The organism is Paenibacillus pectinilyticus, assembly GCF_001700435.1.
Taxonomy (GTDB): domain Bacteria; phylum Bacillota; class Bacilli; order Paenibacillales; family NBRC-103111; genus Paenibacillus_E; species Paenibacillus_E pectinilyticus.
This window is the reverse complement of the sequence record NZ_LYPC01000002.1, coordinates 209,982-231,363: the sequence shown is the minus strand read 5'-3', so window position 1 is coordinate 231,363 and position 21,382 is coordinate 209,982. Positions and strand designations below refer to the sequence as shown.

The 21,382-nt window shown below is 44.6% G+C and carries 23 protein-coding genes; 21 read left to right on the top strand and 2 right to left on the bottom strand.

The features are described 5' to 3' along the window. Positions 1-115: 115 nt before the first annotated feature. On the bottom strand, positions 116-1,315 hold the full coding sequence (locus A8709_RS01360) for a hypothetical protein (RefSeq protein ID WP_065850408.1): 1,200 nt from the start codon (positions 1,313-1,315) through the stop codon (positions 116-118). 166 nt (positions 1,316-1,481) lie between these two features. After that, positions 1,482-3,404, bottom strand: coding sequence for an FAD-dependent oxidoreductase (locus A8709_RS01355; RefSeq protein WP_065850407.1), 1,923 nt, complete (start codon positions 3,402-3,404; stop codon positions 1,482-1,484). A gap of 182 nt (positions 3,405-3,586) precedes the next feature. Between A8709_RS01355 and rsgA the strand changes: the two genes are divergently transcribed. From rsgA to rpoD, 21 genes are all read left to right on the top strand, one after another. Then, positions 3,587-4,660, top strand: coding sequence for a ribosome small subunit-dependent GTPase A (rsgA, locus tag A8709_RS01350; RefSeq protein WP_425262302.1), 1,074 nt, complete (start codon positions 3,587-3,589; stop codon positions 4,658-4,660). A gap of 89 nt (positions 4,661-4,749) precedes the next feature. Next, positions 4,750-5,100, top strand: coding sequence for a histidine triad nucleotide-binding protein (locus tag A8709_RS01345; protein WP_065850405.1), 351 nt, complete (start codon positions 4,750-4,752; stop codon positions 5,098-5,100). 115 nt (positions 5,101-5,215) lie between these two features. Next, positions 5,216-5,389: a 30S ribosomal protein S21 gene (gene rpsU, locus A8709_RS01340; protein ID WP_028558020.1), complete on the top strand. Its 174-nt coding sequence runs from the start codon at positions 5,216-5,218 to the stop codon at positions 5,387-5,389. A gap of 8 nt (positions 5,390-5,397) precedes the next feature. Continuing rightward, complete coding sequence (locus A8709_RS01335) at positions 5,398-5,841, top strand: GatB/YqeY domain-containing protein (protein ID WP_065850404.1); 444 nt, start codon at positions 5,398-5,400, stop codon at positions 5,839-5,841. Between the two features lie 139 nt (positions 5,842-5,980). Beyond that, positions 5,981-6,664: an NfeD family protein gene (locus tag A8709_RS01330; protein WP_065850403.1), complete on the top strand. Its 684-nt coding sequence runs from the start codon at positions 5,981-5,983 to the stop codon at positions 6,662-6,664. Next, positions 6,661-7,650 (top strand): flotillin-like protein FloA, encoded by a 990-nt coding sequence (gene floA / locus A8709_RS01325; protein WP_279615835.1) that lies wholly within the window; start codon positions 6,661-6,663, stop codon positions 7,648-7,650. Before A8709_RS01330 ends, floA begins: the two co-directional genes overlap by 4 nt. Positions 7,651-7,667: 17 nt before the next feature. After that, complete coding sequence (locus A8709_RS01320) at positions 7,668-8,129, top strand: hypothetical protein (protein ID WP_065850402.1); 462 nt, start codon at positions 7,668-7,670, stop codon at positions 8,127-8,129. Between the two features lie 139 nt (positions 8,130-8,268). Next, positions 8,269-8,547: a sporulation protein YqfC gene (yqfC, locus tag A8709_RS01315; protein WP_065850401.1), complete on the top strand. Its 279-nt coding sequence runs from the start codon at positions 8,269-8,271 to the stop codon at positions 8,545-8,547. A gap of 34 nt (positions 8,548-8,581) precedes the next feature. Continuing rightward, positions 8,582-9,775 carry a sporulation protein YqfD gene (yqfD, locus tag A8709_RS01310; protein WP_065850400.1) on the top strand — a complete coding sequence of 398 codons (1,194 nt, stop codon included), beginning with the start codon at positions 8,582-8,584 and terminating at the stop codon, positions 9,773-9,775. A gap of 9 nt (positions 9,776-9,784) precedes the next feature. Further along, entirely contained in the window at positions 9,785-10,747 is a 963-nt protein-coding gene (locus A8709_RS01305) for a PhoH family protein (protein WP_425262301.1), read from the top strand. 40 nt (positions 10,748-10,787) lie between these two features. Next, positions 10,788-13,016 (top strand): HD family phosphohydrolase, encoded by a 2,229-nt coding sequence (locus A8709_RS01300; RefSeq protein WP_065850398.1) that lies wholly within the window; start codon positions 10,788-10,790, stop codon positions 13,014-13,016. Positions 13,017-13,037: 21 nt separating this feature from the next. After that, complete coding sequence (ybeY, locus tag A8709_RS01295; RefSeq protein WP_065850397.1) at positions 13,038-13,574, top strand: rRNA maturation RNase YbeY; 537 nt, start codon at positions 13,038-13,040, stop codon at positions 13,572-13,574. Next, a complete protein-coding gene (locus tag A8709_RS01290) occupies positions 13,574-14,278 on the top strand; it encodes a diacylglycerol kinase (protein ID WP_065850396.1) in 705 nt (234 codons plus the stop codon). The genes ybeY and A8709_RS01290 overlap by 1 nt, the downstream gene beginning before the upstream one ends. 79 nt (positions 14,279-14,357) lie before the next feature. Next, entirely contained in the window at positions 14,358-14,771 is a 414-nt protein-coding gene (gene cdd, locus A8709_RS01285; RefSeq protein WP_065850395.1) for a cytidine deaminase, read from the top strand. Positions 14,772-14,777: 6 nt separating this feature from the next. After that, the gene (gene era / locus A8709_RS01280; RefSeq protein WP_065850394.1) at positions 14,778-15,677 is read left to right on the top strand and encodes a GTPase Era; all 900 of its coding nucleotides are present in this window, start codon (positions 14,778-14,780) and stop codon (positions 15,675-15,677) included. 96 nt (positions 15,678-15,773) lie between these two features. Continuing rightward, positions 15,774-15,926, top strand: coding sequence for a YqzL family protein (locus A8709_RS33445; RefSeq protein ID WP_082593664.1), 153 nt, complete (start codon positions 15,774-15,776; stop codon positions 15,924-15,926). Positions 15,927-15,972: 46 nt separating this feature from the next. Further along, entirely contained in the window at positions 15,973-16,722 is a 750-nt protein-coding gene (gene recO, locus A8709_RS01275) for a DNA repair protein RecO (protein ID WP_065850393.1), read from the top strand. A gap of 176 nt (positions 16,723-16,898) precedes the next feature. After that, positions 16,899-17,711 carry a pyruvate, water dikinase regulatory protein gene (locus tag A8709_RS01270; RefSeq protein WP_065850392.1) on the top strand — a complete coding sequence of 271 codons (813 nt, stop codon included), beginning with the start codon at positions 16,899-16,901 and terminating at the stop codon, positions 17,709-17,711. 59 nt (positions 17,712-17,770) lie between these two features. After that, complete coding sequence (locus A8709_RS01265) at positions 17,771-18,271, top strand: YaiI/YqxD family protein (protein ID WP_244163062.1); 501 nt, start codon at positions 17,771-17,773, stop codon at positions 18,269-18,271. A 49-nt stretch (positions 18,272-18,320) separates the two neighbouring features. After that, complete coding sequence (dnaG, locus tag A8709_RS01260) at positions 18,321-20,168, top strand: DNA primase (protein ID WP_065850391.1); 1,848 nt, start codon at positions 18,321-18,323, stop codon at positions 20,166-20,168. Positions 20,169-20,205: 37 nt separating this feature from the next. Then, entirely contained in the window at positions 20,206-21,321 is a 1,116-nt protein-coding gene (gene rpoD, locus A8709_RS01255) for an RNA polymerase sigma factor RpoD (RefSeq protein ID WP_028558036.1), read from the top strand. Positions 21,322-21,382: the final 61 nt, after the last annotated feature.

The window sequence follows — 21,382 nt, the reverse complement described above, 5'->3', positions numbered from 1 at the left end:
TGGATAAAGCTGCTTCTATTTCTGACGATAAGTCAGGACTAGAGCAGCTTTTTGTTTTACTGAATGTAGAAATTTAATTGCTTCACCTAAAAGCCAACAGAGTTATCCATTTTTCTTAAATAAGCTTCATCTCGATCTGATCTATTTTCCAAACTCCGCCTATTCGTTTCAACGTATAACTAAATTGGACATCATGCATACCTGAAAGAATGTAAACACCTGTGTATTGAAGTGTGTCTGAACCTTCCATTTGTATGGATTGCTGGCTTATTTCCTTCACTTCACTATTTGGTCTAAAGGGTAAATAACCCCCTCCAATGATGTAGTGTATACCGGATTTTTGGACGTACATGGCTGAAATTTCTTCTGCTTGAGCTGCTGTAAAAGCCTGCATGAGCCATGATTGAATCTGATCTTTCTGTTCAGGGCTAATCCGTTTAAGAGTAAACGGTTCTAATCCACTGATATATTGCTTGTTTAGCTGTAGAAACCAACCCTGAATAAGTTCATAGGTGGTAGATGCTGTTAAGCTCTTATCGTTAAGTTCAATTGGAACCAAAGGGTGAGAGCGGAGAGCTTGCGTAAGTTCGGTAGGCAGTACCTCTGTTAGCGGTGGTGGGGTAGAAGTGATGTGGTCTAATTGTGTGACTTCGGCTGTATCAGAGACACCTTCAAGAATGTCTGCATACACGCTCTGATACTGATGAATAGTTACCGTAACACGCCCCTTAGATCCCGGCTCGCCGAATTGTTTGCGGTCATCTGGATTGCTGAGATGTAGAATCATGCGTGAAGAACTTCCTCCGAAGGCTAGCGGCTTAGGTAATGAACGGGAGGGATTGTCGTCGGCTAACAAAATAATCTGGTGGCTATTGTACGTATCCTCTGCATAGTTAACCGTAAAAGTACCAGAGATTTGTGCCTCTCCTTCCAGGATGAAGGCTTTTGAGCCTTTGCCATACGTTTCTAACTTCAAGTCAACAACGTTCCAACCACCAATTGAATCACCGATTCCAAGCTGTGAAGGATCGTACCACCGTGCGGAACTAGGTTGCATGTTTTCTTTTGGTTGGGCTGTTTCTATGGGCAAAATGTTTTGATTTGGTTGAACTGTTACTTGTGTATTTATATTTTCATCTGGTCGTACCGTTTCCTGGGGTTGCATGCTGGCATTCGGTAGAGCTGTTCCTGTAGGCTGTATACTTTCAATGGCCTGCGTAGCTGGCGTTGGTATCAGGATTTTAACTACGATGAACAGAACCATAATAGCAAGCGTGATCCATCCGACAGTCAGCCATTTCCTTACTTTCGTCATACCAAAACCTCCTACATGTCATTCGTTGTCTATGTAGACGAATTTCGCAGTATGAAGTTGCACGAAAGAAGCGAACATTTACCAATATTTAGGATGACGCAAAACAGCCAGCACCCCGAATCGGAAGCACTGGCTGTGTATAAATTGAAATGGTTTAATCTTAACCTTATGCGTTTTGCAGAGCTTGCTCCACTTCTTGAACGATGGAGAGTGCCGCGCTGCGCGCGCTCGAAAATGCGCGTTCAGCAAGCTCGCCCTTACCCGTACATCCATCTCCGCAGAAGTAGAACGGAATATTTTCAACGCGGGTCGGTAAAAGCTTATTGGTAGCAATATTTTTCACACTGGAGACCATCGCTTTCTTGGACACCCGTTTGACGGCAGTCACATCACGCCAGCCCGGGTAGTGCTGATCGAAGAGAGCTTCCATTTGCGACGTTTTATTGTCCAAATAGGCTTTGCGCTGCTCGTCGCTATCGAAGTTATCGCTCAGGTAGGCGATGCCTTGCAGTAATTGTCCACCCTCTGGAACTAATGTGTGGTCCGTCGCGGATACATCACTGATGAACAGCTTGTTGTCCATATCGCTGATGTAACTGAACGGTCGAGCGACCACGCGGCTAAGCCCGATATCATAAACCATAACCTCTGTCGCGGTGTTGGACTCATACGGAGCAAGGAATGGCTCCCATGCTGTTCCTTTGAGGAGTTTGACAACTTGCTGAACTGGCATTGCGAAAATGACCTTATCAAACGCCATTTCACGTGATTTCGTTTGAAGTACGAATTTGCGATCGGCATAGCGCAAGCTTTCGACGCCTTCTTGTAGAGCAATTTCCCAGTTACCGGACGCAGTCATTTTCTGTTTCAACTGATTCGTGATAACAGCCCAGCTGCCAAGTACATAGTTGACCGGCTTGCTTGATAAGAACAAGTTGTGGTAGTACTCGCTGATAACAGCACCGGATACGTTGCGTGCATCCTCAGGTGTGATGAAGAAGTTTGAGCACACCAGGTGCTCCCAAAGCTCTTTCACATCTTCGTCTGCATTCGATTCTGCAAGATAATCGGCTAAGGTTGCGTAGTTTTTAATATTGTGGATATTGGCAATAATTGCGGCGATTTCCCCGACGAAACGAACTTTTTGAATCGTGCTGAGTAAATCTGTTTTCAATAAATTAATGGCATCAAGAGGCGCAGTCGTGAGCTGGTTGTGTTTGGCATAGACAACTTTACGCTTATCCACTTGTTTGGATGAGAAGGAGAGACCTAGCTCCTTTTCCATCGTTGTTAGGGTGTGACGATCAATCCCATAAATCGCATGAGCGCCGTAATTCAGTGTGAAGCCAGCTTTCTCATACGTAAAAGCACGCCCGCCGAGCTGCGGACTGCGTTCGAACAAAATACCTTCAACATGCGGGTTTTCGGATAAATAGGCAGCTGCTGTTAAACCAGCAAGACCACCGCCAATAATAGCTACTTTCATTAGGTTTTCCTCCTTGGGGACTGGTTCTACCTGCAACGATGCGAAGGGGGCTTCGGAACGAAGGCCTACCCAAAGCCAGGCTAAGTTGTTTTTCATCATGGAGAGTAGGTCGGCATTCTCTTGGTTGCACCATGTACGGATCGTTCCCGCATACATACAGACGAGAAGTTCAATCTTTGGAGGCTCCGGGAGCCAGTGCAATAAACCTTCGGTCAAAACGCGTAATTGCTGCTGTTCTTCCATTCTCACGGTATCGTTTTGTAAAGATAGCGCCTGTAAGCTGCGAATGAATCTAGGTGAGAATTGAATATTCGACGCTAAGTCTAAAAATAGGCGATTAATGTGTCCCTCTAACGATTGTACCTTTGAGGGAGGTTGCTTGACCCAATCTTGGATCAATTGAATTTGCTTGCTGTAAAGAGCTGAAATGATGGCGTCCTTACTTTTGAAATAATGATAAAAGGTTCCCTTGGATGTATTCGTCGCAGCGATAATTTCATCAACAGAGACATTCTCATAGCCTTTTTCCATGAACATAGCTAAGGCAACTTCCATCATCACTTCTCGCTTTTTGCGGGTGGAGGCTCTCATGAATTGACTCATCCGCTCACTCCATTCGGGCGATCAGTTTACACCTATTATATGCAAAAATAGACTTGTAGTCTACAAATGAATTGACCGCTGTTAAACAAGGGCTTTCGGATTAATTGATCTTAATCATTCTTTCCCGTGTGGGGTGCAGCGGATCGGTATATACTTCACGTTAGAACACCTTGAGAGGATGAATTATTGACTTGAATAAAATAGATTTAGGATGGCATTCCTTTTTTGAAAAAGCTTTTCAACCATATCAGAATGAAGATGGCTGGGTCGCAGGCCGGGTATCACTAGAACATAAGCATATGTACCGTGTTCAGACAGAGTCTGGTGAAATGCTCGCTGAGATTTCTGGCAAAATGCGTCACAATGCGCTGCGCCGGGAGGATTATCCCGCTGTTGGTGATTGGGTCGTATTATCGCTAAGAGAGGGTGAGCAACGAGCGGTCATTCATGCTGTCCTCCCTCGTCGAAGTAAGTTTTCCCGTAAAGTGGCTGGTCAAGTCACGGAAGAACAAATTGTTGCAACGAATGTAGATACGGTATTTCTAGTATCTGCGCTCAATCAGGATTTTAATGTTCGTCGAATTGAACGATATCTGGTGTTAGCTTGGGAAAGTGGAGCGAACCCCGTGATCGTGCTAAGTAAAGCTGATCTTTGTGAGAATCCAGATGAACTAGCCGAAGAAGTTGCCGCGGTCGCGATAGGCGTGCCTATTCACATCATAAGCTCAGCAGAGCACCGTGGTTTGGATGCGTTGGCACGTTATATCACGCAAGGTCAGACCGTAGCCTTACTTGGGTCTTCAGGTGTTGGCAAATCCACATTAGTGAATCATATCTATGGCCGCGACATTTTGAATATCGGTGATATTCGTGCGGATGATGATAAAGGAAAGCATACGACGACACACCGTGAGCTGATTCTGCTGCCTGATGGCGGCATTTTAATCGATACGCCTGGTATGCGAGAGCTCCAACTTTGGAGTGCCTCTGAGGGGCTGAGCACCTCGTTTCAAGATATAGAGGAAGTTGCTGAGCAATGCTTTTTTCAAGATTGTAAGCACGAGAATGAACCCAAATGTGCTGTGAAAGCAGCTTTGGATACTGGGACATTAGCCGCGGAGCGTTTCCAAAGCTATGTGAAATTACAGAAAGAGCTTGCCTATTTGGCGCGCAAAGAAGATAAAGGACTCCAAGCTGCCGAGAAAGCGAAATGGAAGAAGATCCATCAATCCCTCAAAAGTCAACCCCACCGATAATGCGAGATAATTTGGAATGGATTTTTAATTTAATTTCCGATAAAATTAAAGTTAGATAGGATAACAAAGTCGGGGGGACAAATCAATCAATGAGTGATTGTATATTTTGTAAAATCGTTGCAGGGGATCTACCCTCAAAGAAAGTCTATGAAGATGATCAAATTCTAGCGTTTCATGATATTCAACCGGCTGCTCCGATTCATGTCCTGATCATTCCTAAGAAACACTTCGCATCGCTGGCCGCGGGGGAAACGGAAGATTGGGCTGTTGTCGGGCAAATGCAGCGTGTCGCTGCCCAGGTTGCTAGAGAGCTAGAGGTAGAAGATTCCGGCTATCGCGTAATTACGAATGTTGGTGCAAACGCGGGTCAAATTGTTCACCATTTGCATTATCATTTGATGGCAGGTGCTAGATTGGCACCACTTGGCGTCCATAACTAAACTTTCCTAGTAGGAAACATCCGTTTTGCGATTGACACCCTAATTACTATCACCTATAATGAGATTTGATGAACCGTTTTGTCTTAGATGGTCTGTTCGGAGGGAGGGAAAACTGTTGTCAGAAACTCGAGTTCGTAAGAACGAAACTATAGATGCTGCACTTCGTCGCTTTAAGCGTTCCATCGCTAAGGATGGCGTTCTTGCAGAAGTTAAGAAACGTAAGCATTATGACAAGCCTAGCGTTAAGCGTAAGCTTAAATCTGAGGCTGCTCGTAAAAGAAAGTTCTAGGAGGCAACATGAGCTTAAGCGATCGATTGAACGAAGATATGAAACAAGCGATGAAGAGTCAGGACAAGTTTAAGCTCTCTGTAATTCGAATGGTACGTTCTACGATTAAGAATTCTGAGATTGATCTGAAAAGACCCTTAGACGACAATGAAGTGCTTGATGTTCTAACTCGTGAGATCAAACAGCGTAAGGATTCCCTCCAAGAATTTGCCAAGGCAGGTCGTGACGATCTAGCCGACAACCTGAGTGCAGAACTTGTTATTCTAGCTGAGTACATGCCGCAACAGCTTTCTGAGGAAGAAGTGAAAGCCATTGTACAGCAGACCATCCAGCAAATTGGTGCTTCTTCCAAAGCGGATATGGGCAAAGTGATGACGGCATTAATGCCTCAGGTTAAAGGACGCGCTGATGGTAAGATTATCAATCAGTTAGTTCAACAATTATTAGGTTAACACCAAATATGTGTTATGGAGACCGAGTGGATGATTCCACCCGGTCTTTTTCTTTTTTTTTAATAAAAACTGAAACAGTTCATAGATTAATACGTACATACCTGTGATAAGGAAGTTTCTGGGGAAGGAGTGAACGACGATGTTTCTTGATAACTTATCCGCCTTTCTGACTCACCCTGTAACCGCGACGGTTTTATTAATGGTTGGGATTATTGGTATTGCCCTTGAACTGTTGTTTTTCAGCAGCGGCTTATTGGCCTTGGGAGGTGTAGCAGGCTTTGCTTTATATTTCTTGGGGTTCTATCTAGCTGGCTTCGCAAGCTTTGGCGATTTGGCCGTATTCGGATTGGGATTAGTCATGTTAATTCTAGAGATTGTAGTTCCTAGTTTTGGTATTCTTAGTGTTCTCGGTGCGATCTGCCTTTTTGGCGGAGTCATCATGGCCTCTTCAGATCCGAAGGAAGCTGCGTTAATGCTCGGTATTGCCTTGCTTGTCGCTCTTGTCGCCATTATTTTGGCGATTAGGACATTTAAGCATCGTGGAGTGTGGAACCGTTTTATTCTGAGAGAACAGTTGACGACGAGTAAGGGGTTTACCTCGAATCCGGACCGTTCATACTTAATTGGGAAAACAGGCGAAGCCATAACACCTCTGCGTCCGGCTGGAACAGCTATGATACAAGGTGAACGTATTGACGTTGTGACGAGTGGAAGCTTTATTCCAGCCAGCCATGCTGTTGTTGTTATCGAAGTTGAAGGGGTTCGGGTTGTAGTCAAAGAAGTGGCAAACGAACAAAACAATTTAGGAGGAAATACGAAATGACGATTGAACCAGGTTTATATTTGGTATTATTAGCAGCCATAATTATTATCGTGTTATCGATTTTATTGAGCATCGTCCCCGTTATGTTGTGGATTTCAGCATTGGCGTCAGGGGTGCGAATCAGCATTATTACGTTGATTGCCATGAGGCTTCGTCGTGTTATACCAAGTCGAATTGTCAATCCGATGATTAAAGCGACGAAAGCGGGGATAGATCTCAGTGTGAATCAGCTCGAGAGTCATTTTCTTGCTGGTGGTAACGTTGACCGTGTTGTGAATGCATTGATTGCTGCTCATCGTGCAAAGATTCATTTGGAGTTTGAACGCGCGGCTGCGATTGATTTGGCAGGTCGTGACGTCTTACTAGCTGTTCAAATGAGCGTTAACCCGCGTGTTATCGAAACACCTAATGTTTCGGCGGTTGCCAAGAATGGTATTGAAGTAAAAGTTATTGCTCGCGTTACGGTTCGTGCCAATATTGATCGCCTCGTCGGTGGTGCTGGTGAAGAAACGATTATTGCCCGTGTCGGCGAGGGGATCGTTACGACAGTAGGTTCCAGTCAATCTCATAAGGATGTTTTGGAAAATCCAGACTTGATTTCTCGGACCGTGCTCGGTAAAGGATTGGATGCGGGGACTGCATTCGAAATCCTATCCATTGATATTGCGGATGTTGATGTAGGCAAAAACATTGGCGCGCATTTGCAAACGGAGCAAGCAGAGGCAGATAAACGAATTGCTCAGGCGAAGGCAGAAGAGCGCCGCGCAATGGCTGTCGCTGCAGAGCAAGAGATGAAAGCGAGAGTTGTAGAAATGCGCGCCAAAGTGGTGGAATCCGAATCGCAGGTGCCGCTCGCTATGGCAGAAGCACTTCGCAATGGTCAATTAGGTGTAATGGATTATATGAATCTCAAAAATATTGAATCGGATACGCAAATGCGATCATCCCTTGGAAAAATAAATGATGGAAAAAATGAAAAAGAATAAAGAATTGAGGTGATCAGATGGAACAGCTTATTGTATTCCTACTGAAGAACTGGTATCTGGTCATTATTGCTTTGACCTTTTTCTATCAAATGAACAGCAGAAGAAAGCGTGCAGGGCAAAGTGCGCCAAGACCAGGGATGCCGACATTTGGTAATGCGCCAGAGGGCGCTAAGCGGCCGGTAGAGGCGAGGAACGTGCAGGCAAAGCCTGCCAACTCGGTTGACCGCGTAGAACGCGTCAGGGACGAATTTAATCAGTCTGGCTTTGCTAAGCAGACAGTTGCTCCGCCAAAGCAGAAGACGTCCCCCTTTCCTTCACAGGCATCAAAGAATGCACCGGCAGATTCGCCTGTATATGCGGATGAGATTTCATCATCCAGTCCTTTTCTAGATAATCCGAAGCGCGAACAAGTGCTTCAAGGTGTTGTGTGGGCAGAGATTTTAGGTCCACCTCGCTCGAAAAAACCATTTCGAAGATAATAACCAAATCGACGCCCTCTCGTTCAATCGAGAAGGGCGTTTTTTGCATAAAAGCGGGCCTCCTCGCATATTTTGGTAGAAAGTCTATGGGCTTTTTCTGCATGCATGATCTTCAAGTTAGAGGGGGTACTGCCCAGCTATGCGTCGCTTGACCCGCAAATGGAACCAATTCACGGCCAAGATCCTTGATCTTCCCCAAGATGTTGTTACGGATTTGCCGCGAATCACGATGATCGGCAACGTACAGCTATATGTAGAGAATCATCGGGGCGTACTGCATTTCTCGAGTGAAAACCTGAAGCTGGAACTAGGCAAAGGAACGTTGGAGGTTTTCGGCCAACAATTGGTCATTCGAGCTATTCTTTCAGAGGAAGTTTTTATTGAAGGCATCATTGACCATGTTAAATATATGCCCTGATAAGTAAGGTGAATGAGGAACTGGAGGCTGTGTCATGAAACAATCCCTATTCATTGCCCGTTTGCGTGGCTATGTACGCATACAAATTCGAGGCAAGGACTGTGAAAGGTTGATTCATCCTATGGTGGAGGGAGGCTTCTCCATATGGGATATTCAACCTGGCCAAGAGGGGAAGCTGGAGCTAAATATCCTGATCAAGGATTTCTTTCGACTTCGGCCGCTCTTAAAGCGGACAGGCTGCAGAGTGCACGTCCTCAGGCGGCACGGGATGCCTTTTTTTATGGAAAAAATGGGGCGAAGGAAAGTGTTCTTTGGTGGATTGGCCGCTTTCGTTATTGGTATATATCTCTTAACATCGCTGGTATGGCAAGTTACCGTCGAAGGGAATGATCGCATTGCAGCATCTGAGATTTTGCAGGCGGCTGCCAAACAAGGTATACATAAGTTTCAATGGAAATTTAAATTAGATCCGGCAGAGAATCTTTCACGTGCCATACAACAACAGCTGCCTAGTGCTGCATGGGTAGGCGTCGAAATCAGAGGCACGCACATCAACATCAAAGTTGTCGAAGCGACAATACCAGATAAAAAGCCGTTAACGAGTCCTCGGAACATCGTGGCTTCCAAAAATGCGCTTGTCACATTGATTGAATCCAAAAAAGGAAGGCCGATGGTCAAGCCTAATACCTATGTGCGCAAAGGGGCTGTCCTGATCTCTGGAACGATTGGTGATGAGCAAAATAGTCAATTGGTGGTCGCAGATGGTAAGATAAGGGGAGTGGTCTGGTATACCTCCCGAATTGAAGCACCGCTTACGAAACAGTATAAGGTCTACACAGGAGAAACGATTCACCGCAATTACCTCGTTTTTGGGACAAGAGCTTTGCAGGTCAGTGGTTATGGGAAGACCGCATTTGAACATTTTGAAACGATTCCTGAACGTAAAACGTTAGCATGGCGCTCGTTTTCGCTTCCGTTAGGATGGTTGCATGAGAAAGTGATGGAGGTTAATCTGATCGAAGAGCCAGTAGCTGTGGAGGCTGCTAGGCAAGGTGGAATCGAGCAGGCGAAAGCGAAATTGTTGGCTTCAGCAGGCAGTGATGCAAGGATCGTCGGAGAAAAAATTTTGCATGAAAAAACAGAGAATGGTAAAATTTATATAGACGTTCATTTTGAGGTCGAAGAAAATATTGCAGAAGAACAACCAATTGTGACACAAGGAGAATGAGGCCTGTTGATAGAAAATGCGCAAACTGTGAAAATTACATTGAAAAATCCGGCTGAAGGACTAGCTTTATTTGGGCCACAGGATAAATTCCTGCACGTTATTGAACGGGAAATTGAGGCTCAAATCTTTACACGAGAAGCCGAAATAACGATACAAGGCAGGGCTGCCGAAGTGAACTCACTTCAGCAGCTCTTTGAAGTTCTTTTACAGCTCATACGTAATAATTACACAGTGACCGAGCGAGATGTCCTCTATGCGGTTGAGTTAGCTAAGCAGATGAAGGCCGATCAGTTACTTGATTTGTTCAAAGGTGAAATCACCTCCACACACAAAGGTAAGCCTATTCGTGTCAAAACAATCGGTCAGAAGAAGTATGTCGAAACGATTAAAAAGAAGGATATTGTCTTTGGGATTGGCCCGGCAGGGACAGGGAAGACGTATTTGGCTGTTGTTCTTGCCGTCACACGACTGAAAGAAGGAGCGGTTAAACGAATCGTTCTAACACGCCCAGCTGTTGAAGCTGGTGAGAGCTTAGGCTTCCTTCCAGGGGACTTACAGGAAAAAGTTGACCCTTATTTACGCCCATTGTATGATGCTCTTAATGATGTCCTCGGGCCTGAACAAGTTGCGAAGTCACTAGAGCGGGGATTAATCGAAATTGCCCCGTTAGCCTATATGAGAGGCCGTACTTTAGACGATTCGTTTATCATTTTGGATGAAGCTCAGAACACGACACCAGAGCAAATGAAAATGTTTCTGACCCGACTTGGATTCGGTTCCAAAATGGTGATTACAGGAGATGTGACGCAAATTGACTTGCCTAGAGGCAAATCCTCTGGACTTGTAGAAGCTTCGCGAATTCTGAGTGACATTGAAGAGCTTGGCTTTATTCATTTTGATGAGCAAGATGTGGTTCGTCACTCGCTAGTTCAGAAAATCATTGTTGCCTATAACGCAGAATCGAACAAGTAACGAAGCTAGGTTGGCTTGACAGAGAGGAATGACCTCCGTAATGAAAAATGAAGTGCAAATGAAAGGCAAATTTCATTACCGGCTGAGCGGGTGGAAATACAATACAGGATTAAGAATACTCATGTTTCTGATATTGGGGTTGATTTTCTATACCTCACTTTATTCGAAGCTGGTTCCGCAAGTATTTGATATTACATTAGGCATGAAGAGTGAGAAGACGATCTATGCGCCTGAGCAGATTGAGAACGCTGTCGCAACGGAGCAAGCCAAAGAAGACGCAGCGAAGAAGGTTCAGCCTGTTTATCGGATCGTTAATCTCAAGAATGAAGTCATTAGTGATGCTATTTTTGATAAGTTATCTCAAATTAATGCCGATGATGAAGTGAAATTCGACGATAAAGTGAGTATTTACCGCCGTGTCATTCCACAATTGATTAGTGATCTGACGAATGATGCCATTAAGACTTTACAAAATAGCGGGCAATACAACGACTCGTTACTGGAACAAATACAGCAAGGTTTATCTGATCAGAAGTATCCGCTGCCGGAGGAAGTGTATTTTAAGCTTCCTCGGTTGACCAAAGAAGATCTGGCCGACATGCGGCCAGTAACCAAAGAGATCGTAGCCAAGCTGATGAATGATCAAATTTTGGATGCGCAAACAGCGCGTGCCAAAGTGGCAGAATTGGTTAATACGTCTACGCTAGCCAAGAATACATCGCGTGAGATGGTCACTGAGATCGCCAGGACGCTGATTACCCCGAATAAGTTTTTTGATCAAAAAGGTACGGATGATGCCAAAGGACAAGCTCGAGGCAATATAAAGCCTGTTTATATTAATAAGAATGATGTCCTGGTGAAAGCCGGTGACGTCATCACAGAAGAAATATATACCCGGTTAGAGAAATTGAAGCTTTTAAAAGATAAAGCGAATCATTTACCTCAATTTGGCCTCGGCATTCTATGTGCTCTCTTATCTTTTGTGATCTTTATGTTCGTAAGGCAGAGCACCTTGCAGGTCAAATATAATAATTCGCAGTTCGTGATGCTGATTCTCATTTTTGTCATGAATGTGGCCGGTATGAAGATCATCTCGTTATTACAAAATGTGGAATATCCCTTTATTGGGTACCTAGCGCCAACAGCCCTTGGGAGTATCTTGATCGCTATTCTGCTAGATGCACCGCTTGCTTTTCTTTCTTCTGTCGTATTCGCTTTTATGGCTAGTATCATTTTTAATACAGAACATGAACTCCTTTTCGATTTCCGGTTCGGATTAGTGAGTTTAGTTGGCTGCTTCAGCTCTGTTTTTACCATACAACGAGCGAGCCAACGAGCAACCATTCTGAAAGCTGGCCTCATGATCGCTTTTTTCTCTATGTTAACCATAACGTCGATGCTGCTAATGGAAGATCATTTTCAACAAAGAGAGGTGCTAATGTCGCTTTCTTTTGCAACAGCAGGCGGGTTAGTCACCGTTGTGTTTGTGATCGGATTGCTGCCGTTTTTTGAAGCGGCATTCGGAATCCTGTCACCGCTCAAGCTTGTGGAGCTATCGAATCCGAATCATCCGTTACTTCGCAAACTGCTCACAGAGACGCCAGGGACCTATCACCACAGTGTCATGGTTGGTAACTTATCAGAAGCGGCAGCTGAATCCATCGGGGCAGATGGGCTTTTATGCAGAGTAGGCTCGTATTATCATGATATCGGGAAGACCAAGAGACCTAGCTATTTCATTGAAAATCAAACGAATATTGAGAATCCGCATGATCGGATTGATCCTAATTTAAGCAAATCCATTATTATTGCGCACCCACGCGATGGTGTTGATATGCTGAAGGATTACAAAATGCCGAAGCCGATTCGCGATATTGCAGAGCAGCATCATGGTACGACGTTATTGCACTATTTTTATCATAAAGCGACTAAACAGGCTGAAGAAGAGAATAGTGAGAAAGAAATACGCGAAGAAGATTTCCGGTATCCAGGTCCAAAGGCGCAAACGAAGGAAGCGGCCATTGTTGGCATTGCGGATAGTGTGGAAGCCGCGGTGCGTTCACTGCGAAACCCTACGCTAGAGCAGATTGATTCGATGGTTACCAAAATCATTAAGTCACGCTTAGACGATGGTCAATTCAATGAGTGTGACCTTACACTGAAAGAACTGGATCGCATTGCTAAGACGCTGAATGAAACCTTGTTAGGGATTTTCCATTCGCGCATTGAGTATCCAAGTGACATGGCGACGAAGAAGCATGGGGCATAATTTAAAGGAGGGTAACTTCATATGGCAAGTGTAGATTTAACGTTAGCATGGAGCAGTGAGCAAGAAGAGAAAGAAATCGCACCTGCTTTTATTGAAAAGCTGGAAGAACTGTTGAAACTGGCTGGAGAGCTTGAAGGCGTTACAGAAGGCGAAGTAGCGCTTACTTTTGTTGATGATGAGACGATCCAGGATCTGAATAAGCAATATCGTAATTTAGATAAACCAACGGATGTACTTTCCTTTGCGATGAGCGAGTTTGGCGATGATGAAATCCAAATTAATTATGAAGACGATGGCGAAGATGCAGACGGGGAGCTAGCGGAAGGTGAAACCGTTTCGGAAGCCTTCATTGAGCCGCTCGGCGATATTATCATTTCTGTGCCGCGCGCCATTGCGCAAGCAGAAGATTACGGTCATTCCGTTGAGCGCGAACTTGGCTTTTTATTTGTTCATGGGTTCTTGCATTTGATTGGATATGACCATCAGAGTGAAGAGGAAGAGAAAGTCATGTTCGCTAAGCAGGAGGATATTTTACAAAAGGCAGGCTTGACACGTTAATGTCGGGCGGCTTCCGGAAATGGCGCAGAAGCTTTCGGTATGCCTATGAAGGAATCAAGTATGCCTTAGATACGCAGCGCAATATGAAATTTCATTTTTGCGTTGCGTTTCTTGTGTTATTAGCGGCTCTTTTTATCCATTTATCCAAATCCGATATTTTGTTTATTCTGCTTGCAGTAACCCTGATGATCGTTACCGAATTAATCAATACAGCTGTCGAAAAAACAGTGGACCTGGCCATGCCAGACCGCCATCCATTAGCCAAAATTGCGAAGGACGTCGCCGCGGCGTCCGTCTTGGTGTCTGCTGTTTTTGCCGTCGTTGTCGGAATGGTCGTTTTCTACGAGCCGATTGATCAGCTCCTTCGTCATAAACGATTACAAGATACGCCTATGTCCGCGGGAACGATATGGATATTAATTGCTCTCGTCATCCTAACTGTTATCGTCATTGAAACAAGATTCTCAGATAAAGGGAAGCTTGTTAGACCGAGCTTGCTAACCGCTGTTGCCTTTGCCATTTCGACGGTTATACTTGAATTTACAACCCAAACGATTGTCGTTTTGCTAGCCTACACACTAGCTATTCTTATTCTAATTGTCTTATATGATAAAAAAACGAGACCATTCCCCGCACTCTTTTTGGGTGCATTGATTGGAATTGTCGTAACGCTCCTCGCTTTTTCCTGCTTAAACATGCTATAACTTAACTATGACTTTCTATATAGTCAACTAAAGGTGTAAAACTTACAATTACTTATATTTGATAAAAGGGTGGATGGCTATGAATCCTCAAGAACTCATTGTATTCGCCAAAGAAGCGATGAAGCGAGCCTATACGCCTTATTCCAACTTTCAAGTCGGAGCGGCGCTGTTGGATGCGAATGGCGATGTCCACTTTGGCTGTAATGTAGAAAATGCTGCATATGGACCGACGAATTGTGCAGAAAGAACTGCTTTATTCCGCGCTATTGCGGATGGACACAAGCGAGGTTCTTTCCAAGCGATCGCGGTAACTGGAGATACAGAAGGGCCGATTTCGCCGTGTGGCGTCTGTCGCCAAGTATTAATCGAACTGTGCGACCCGGAAATGCCGGTGTATTTGAGTAATCTTAAGGGAGCTTTCGTTCAAACGACGGTGGCTGCTTTATTGCCAGGCGCTTTCACAACGAAAGATTTGCACACAAATGGAGGATAAGTAGAAGTGGCTAAAAAAGTGTTTAAATCAGGCTTTGTCGCAATTATTGGACGGCCCAATGTCGGTAAATCAACGTTAATGAACCAAATTATCGGACAGAAGATTGCGATCATGTCGGATAAGCCCCAAACAACTAGAAACAAGATTCATGGTGTGTACACGTCGGATAATGGTCAAATCGTTTTCCTGGACACACCAGGGATTCACAAACCTACATCCAAATTAGGCGATTACATGAGTAAAGTTGCTCATGGTACGCTTGGCGAAGTAGATGCTGTCCTGTTCTTAGTTGATGTGGCAGATGGTATTGGCGGAGGAGACCGTTATATTATCGAGCAGTTGAAGCATATTGAAACACCGGTCATTTTGGTATTGAACAAAATTGACTTAGTCCAGCCTGAAGCGCTGCTTGCGATTATCACGAATTACAAAGATCTATACAATTTCGCTGAGATCGTACCTGTTTCTGCGCTGAAAGGCAATAACGTAACAACGCTTCTGGAACAAATTATTCGCTATTTACCAGAAGGTCCACAATATTATCCAGCGGATCAAATTACGGATCACCCGGAACAATTCGTCTGCGCGGAACTTGTGCGGGAGAAAATTTTGCATATGACGCGGGAAGAAATTCCGCATTCTATCGCTGTGCAGATCGAAGATATGAAGGTGGAACCGAATGGTGTCGTTCATATTTCGGCCGTCATCTTCGTAGAACGTGAGTCACAGAAGGGCATTGTAATTGGCAAGCAAGGTGCTCTGCTCAAGGAGATTGGCAGACAAGCTCGGAGAGATATTGAGACGCTGCTTGGCTCCAAAACGTTCTTAGAGCTATGGGTTAAAGTGAAGAAAGACTGGAGAAATCAAGACAGAGTCCTGCGTGATCTTGGTTTCCGTCACGAATAGACGATAATTCCCTGTGAGTACCAGTTTTTACATCGCATAGAGAAGCGCCCACTGCACATCCTATGAACATCACGTTCGATGGGGAGGATGCTGAACATGAAAGATTTTTCGTGGACGTATTTTTCAAAGACCGGTGATGTGGACGCCTATCTGCTGTACAAACAAGTAACGGGAGAACCAGGTATGGATTCAGAAGTGCAGGAAGAGGATCAAAGTAACGAAGAGCCGCTTGATGGTCTGAATATGTGAAAGCAAGCTTTCCTATATTCAGAGCGGCATTCATGGGGGAAGCTATTTGCTGCATAGCGTTCAAGGTATTGTGATTCGTAGCATGGACTACGGAGAAGGCAACAAAATCATTCGTTTATTCACCCCCGAGCTGGGGAAAGTCGGCGTGATGGCTCGCGGTGCGAAAAAATTGAAAAGCAAACATGGCGCCGTTACGCAGCTCTTTACGTACGGCGATTTTGTTTTTTACAAACAACGGGGTCAAATGGGCTCGCTGAATGGTGCTGAGATTATTGACGCCCATCATGCGCTACGTGAAGATTTGTATAAGTCGGCCTACGCCTCCTATCTAGCTGAGATGACGGATCGTATGCTTGGCGATGAAGAAGGCAACAACTATATATTCGAACAGCTTAAGGCTGGTCTGATGGCCATAGAAGAAGACAAGGATATGCAGATTGTCACTCATCTATATGAGATGAAAATGTTTGATCTAGCCGGTTATTTACCTATTACCGATGCTTGTGTCTCTTGCGGTGAAACCACAGGCATTACGTCGTTTAGTCCCAATATGGGTGGAACGTTATGCAGTCGCTGCCGATTTAAGGATGCTTCAACGATCCCGATCGGAGAAGGGGCTCATAAGCTGCTAAGGCTTTTTCCGCGAATGGACATGCGCAGACTGGGCTCGGTCCAAGTCAAGGATGAGACCAAAGAACAGCTTAAGCGCTGTATGAGAACCTACATGGATGTCCATATTGGCGTTCAGTGGAAGTCCAGAGGTTTCATTGAACAAATGGAAAAGTACAATATTTAACAAAATGGACACATTTGACATGTGATTCTTGCTTTGATATGATGTGGTGGAAATCACCTCGCCCTTGTGCTATACGCATATCGGTGAGGTTTTTCTCATGCTATCGTTCTGTTCTGAACTTCTTTACATACAAATGACTAGTGTAGGGTCTGTCCCTGCTGAAAGGGGTTAGGATTATGGACCACCCACAACCTACTCGTGTATACGTAGTTTCTGATTCTGTCGGTGAAACAGGAGAATCCGTTGTAAGGGCAGCTGCCATGCAGTTTCACCCTGTACCCGTTGAAATATTGCGAGCACCGTTTATTCATGATTTCGAAGGCATAGATAAAGTCATCAATGCGATTCGTACGCACGGCGGCATCGTTGTGTTTACATTAGTGATTCCCGAGCTGCGGGATGACTTGATCACTAAAGCGAATCAATATGATATTCCTTATATCGATTTACTCGGGCCTGTGGTCGCTACGTTAGGGAAAGCATTACGCCAGGAGCCGCGTAGACAGCCAGGCATGATTCATCCGCTGGATGAGGATTATTTCAAGAAAGTCGAAGCTGTCGAATTTGCAGTCAAATACGATGATGGGCGCGATTTCAGCGGGATTCAGAAAGCGGATATCATCTTATTAGGCGTATCGCGCACGTCCAAAACGCCATTATCTATGTATCTCGCACACAAAAGATTGAAAGTGGCCAATGTTCCGCTTGTGCCTGAAATGCAGCCTCCTGCTGCCATCTACACGGTGCCAAAGGATAAAATCATTGGACTACGAATTGACCCGGATAAATTGAATGTCATACGTCAAGAACGTCTTCGTACACTTGGTCTTGCAGAAAATGCAACCTATGCGAATGTAGAACGTATTAAGATAGAACTGGATTTTGCTGATAAAATTATGAGCAAAATCGGGTGTGTTATTTTCGATGTGTCCAATCGTGCTGTAGAAGAAACGGCAAGTCTAATTATGGATCATATTGAACATATCTAATTACCTTTTATGTTTCGGCTTGCAGGATTTTTTATAAGTCCATCGTATATAATAGTACGGTGAGATTTCAACTAAAGGCAGGGGCTGACACGTACGTGGTTGCGAGAAGTATAATCGTAGATGCCGATGCTTGCCCCGTTAAGGCTGAAATCGAGCAGGCAGGTAGACAGTTTGGTGTACAAGTTGTTCTAGTTGCTTCATTCGATCACAAGATGACGGAAAGCCCTGGTGTGAAGGTTGTTCAAGTAGACCGTTCCGATCAATCTGTCGATTTATATATTGCCAATCAGATTCGATCAGGTGATATTCTCGTAACGCAGGATTTTGGGCTCGCTGCATTAGGACTAGCAAAGGGTTCGATCTGTTTAACGAATCGGGGGCAGGAATATACCGATAGTTCGATTGATTATCTATTGGAACGCCGCCATGCTTCAGCTAAATTGCGAAGAAATGGCAAACACACGAAGGGGCCTAAACCGTTCACGGAGGCAGATCGTAAAAATTTTCTACATGGTTTGACAAATCTTTTAAAAGATTTGCAGGAAATCGAAATTAAATAGCGAATAGTAATTAGTCGGAAAAGCGACCTGAATTGTAGGTGGATCAAAAATGAAGTACGGACGCATACCTGAAGAGGTCATTGAGGCTGTACTGAAACGCCATGATATCGTAGATGTTATCGGCAGGCACGTACATTTGAGCAAACAAGGGCATTATATGAAAGGGCTTTGCCCCTTCCATTCGGAGAAGAGTCCATCCTTTACGGTTACACCTGAGAAGCAGATTTATCGTTGCTTTGGTTGTCAGGCCGGCGGGAACTTAATCCGTTTCATTATGGAGATTGAAGGTTTGAGCTTTGCTGAAGCCATCACGAAGCTTGCTGAGGATGCGGACATTCCGATTACTTGGGAGGAAGTATCTGAAGAGCAGAGTGAGCAGCAGCAAGAAAAAGCCACGTTATTAAAGGCGTATGAGTTTGCAGCCAAGTTCTATCATTACGTGGTTGGGAATACCGATCAAGGTAAAGCGGCCAAAGGATATCTGACTTCTAGGGGGATTTCCGATAAGCTAATTGACACGTTTCAGATTGGTTATGCACCATTAATGTGGGACACGCTCGTTCAGCAATTGGAAAAGCGAGGGTTTGATTTAGCTCTTATGGAAAAAGGCGGTTTGATTTCCGCCAAACATGATGGTCATGGCTACGTGGATAAATTCCGTGAACGTATCATGTTCCCTATTTGCGACTCTACAGGCAAAGTTATTGCGTTTGCTGGCAGAGCCATGGGAGACGCACAGCCCAAATATTTAAATAGTCCAGAGTCAATACTCTTTAATAAGAGTCGAACACTCTACAATCTTCACTTATCACGGCCTAACATGCGCAAACTGCAGCAAGCGGTTATTTTTGAAGGTTATGTCGATTTAATTAAAGCTTGGGAAGCTGGCGTCACGAATGGTGTTGCTACGATGGGAACTGCGTTAACGAAAGAGCATGCCGTCTTACTGAATCGCAACGCGGATGAAATCGTCATATGCTACGATGGTGACAATGCAGGTCAATCTGCTGCTTACAAAAGTATCCCGATGTTGGAAGAAACGGGCAGTCGAGTTACCGTAGCAATGTTGCCAGATGGTAAAGATCCTGACGATTATATTCGTAATTATGGGTTTGACCGATTCGTTCGGGAGGTCATTGGAGCTTCCGTACCGTCGATGAAATATAAGCTCTTATATATTCGCAAAAATTTTAAATTACATGAAGATGGCGAACGATTACGTTATCTACAATCGGCTGTTAAATTAATTAGTCAGCTGCAATCTCCGATGGAACGCGAACATTATTTGAAACAGTTGGCTTCCGAATTCCCGGATTCATCGTATGAAGCCATGAAACTTGATCTCCATGAAATCTTGCTGCAATCGGAAAAAAACCGACCAGATGGGGATAATAAACCAATTCTGTGGAATAATGTTATGAATAATGGGAGAACAGCGGAACGAACACGGCAAAAAAAGCCTTCGCTGCTACCTGCATATCATAATGCAGAGCGATTGATTTTGGCTGTTATGATGCATGATCGTGATGTTTGCGCACATGTTGAAGCGCAGTTAGGTGACCAGTTTAATGTTGAAGCTCACGCAGTCTTAGCTGCTTATTTATATGCTTACTACGCTCAGTATTTAGAGCCCGATGCAAGCCGATACATTGCCATGCTGCAAGACGAACAGCTGGAGAGCTTGGCTAGTTCCATTGTTATGATGGGAGCTGGTCATGGAATGAACGAACAAGTGATTGACGACTATATTCGCCAAATTCGCAAAGTTCCAATGCAAGAGGAAGTTGAACGCAAGAAAGAAGAACAAGTTCGCGCCGAACGCGCGGGCGACCATCTTAGAGCTGCACAAATTGCAATTGAAATTATTGCCCTAGAAAAGCGGTTGAAGTCATCTTAGATAGACTGATATGACTAGGGAGGAGGGAGTCCGTACCATGGCGAATGATCAGCGTACAGAACTAGAGACAGAATTGACCCTGGACCAGGTGAAAGACCAACTTATAGAGCAGGGGAAAAAACGGTCTTCACTAACTTACAAGGATATCATGGAGAAATTAGCTCCCTTCGATCAGGATCCTGAGCAAATCGATGAGTTCTTCGAACAGCTATCCGAGCAAGGTATTGATGTGGGGAACGAATCGGATGAAGATTCGATGAATCCTGAAGAAAATGAGCGCGATGAATTTAACTTTGATGATGATCTGGCGTTGCCGCCAGGCATTAAAATTAACGATCCTGTTCGGATGTATTTGAAAGAAATTGGCCGCGTGCCGCTTCTTTCTGCGGAAGATGAAGTGGGGTTAGCCAAACGTATTGAAAATGGGGATGAGGAAGCAAAGCGCCGTCTTGCGGAAGCGAACCTTAGACTCGTTGTAAGTATCGCCAAACGCTATGTAGGCCGCGGCATGCTTTTCCTTGATTTGATTCAAGAAGGAAATATGGGTCTTATTAAGGCTGTTGAGAAATTTGACCATACAAAGGGCTATAAATTCAGTACTTATGCGACCTGGTGGATCCGCCAAGCGATCACTCGTGCGATTGCCGATCAAGCGAGAACGATTCGAATTCCGGTACATATGGTCGAAACGATTAATAAATTGATTCGTGTTTCCCGTCAATTGCTGCAAGAATTAGGGCGCGAACCGACGCCAGAAGAGATTGCCAAAGAGATGGATTTGAGCACAGATAAAGTCCGTGAGATCATGAAAATTGCACAAGAGCCTGTTTCGTTAGAAACACCGATCGGTGAAGAAGATGATTCACATTTGGGGGATTTTATCGAGGATCAAGAGGCATTAGCACCAGCAGACGCAGCTGCGTATGAGCTTCTGAAAGAACAGCTTGAAGACGTACTTGACACGTTGACAGAAAGAGAAGAAAATGTATTGCGTTTACGTTTTGGACTCGATGATGGACGTACAAGAACTTTAGAAGAAGTAGGAAAAGTATTCGGTGTTACGCGGGAACGGATTCGTCAGATTGAAGCAAAAGCCTTGCGGAAGTTAAGACATCCAAGCCGTAGTAAACGTTTGAAGGACTTTTTGGAATAAAATCGCTGTGAGTGGGCCCTGCCAGATTCGGCGGGGTCTTTTTTTTGTGGACATTTTAAAA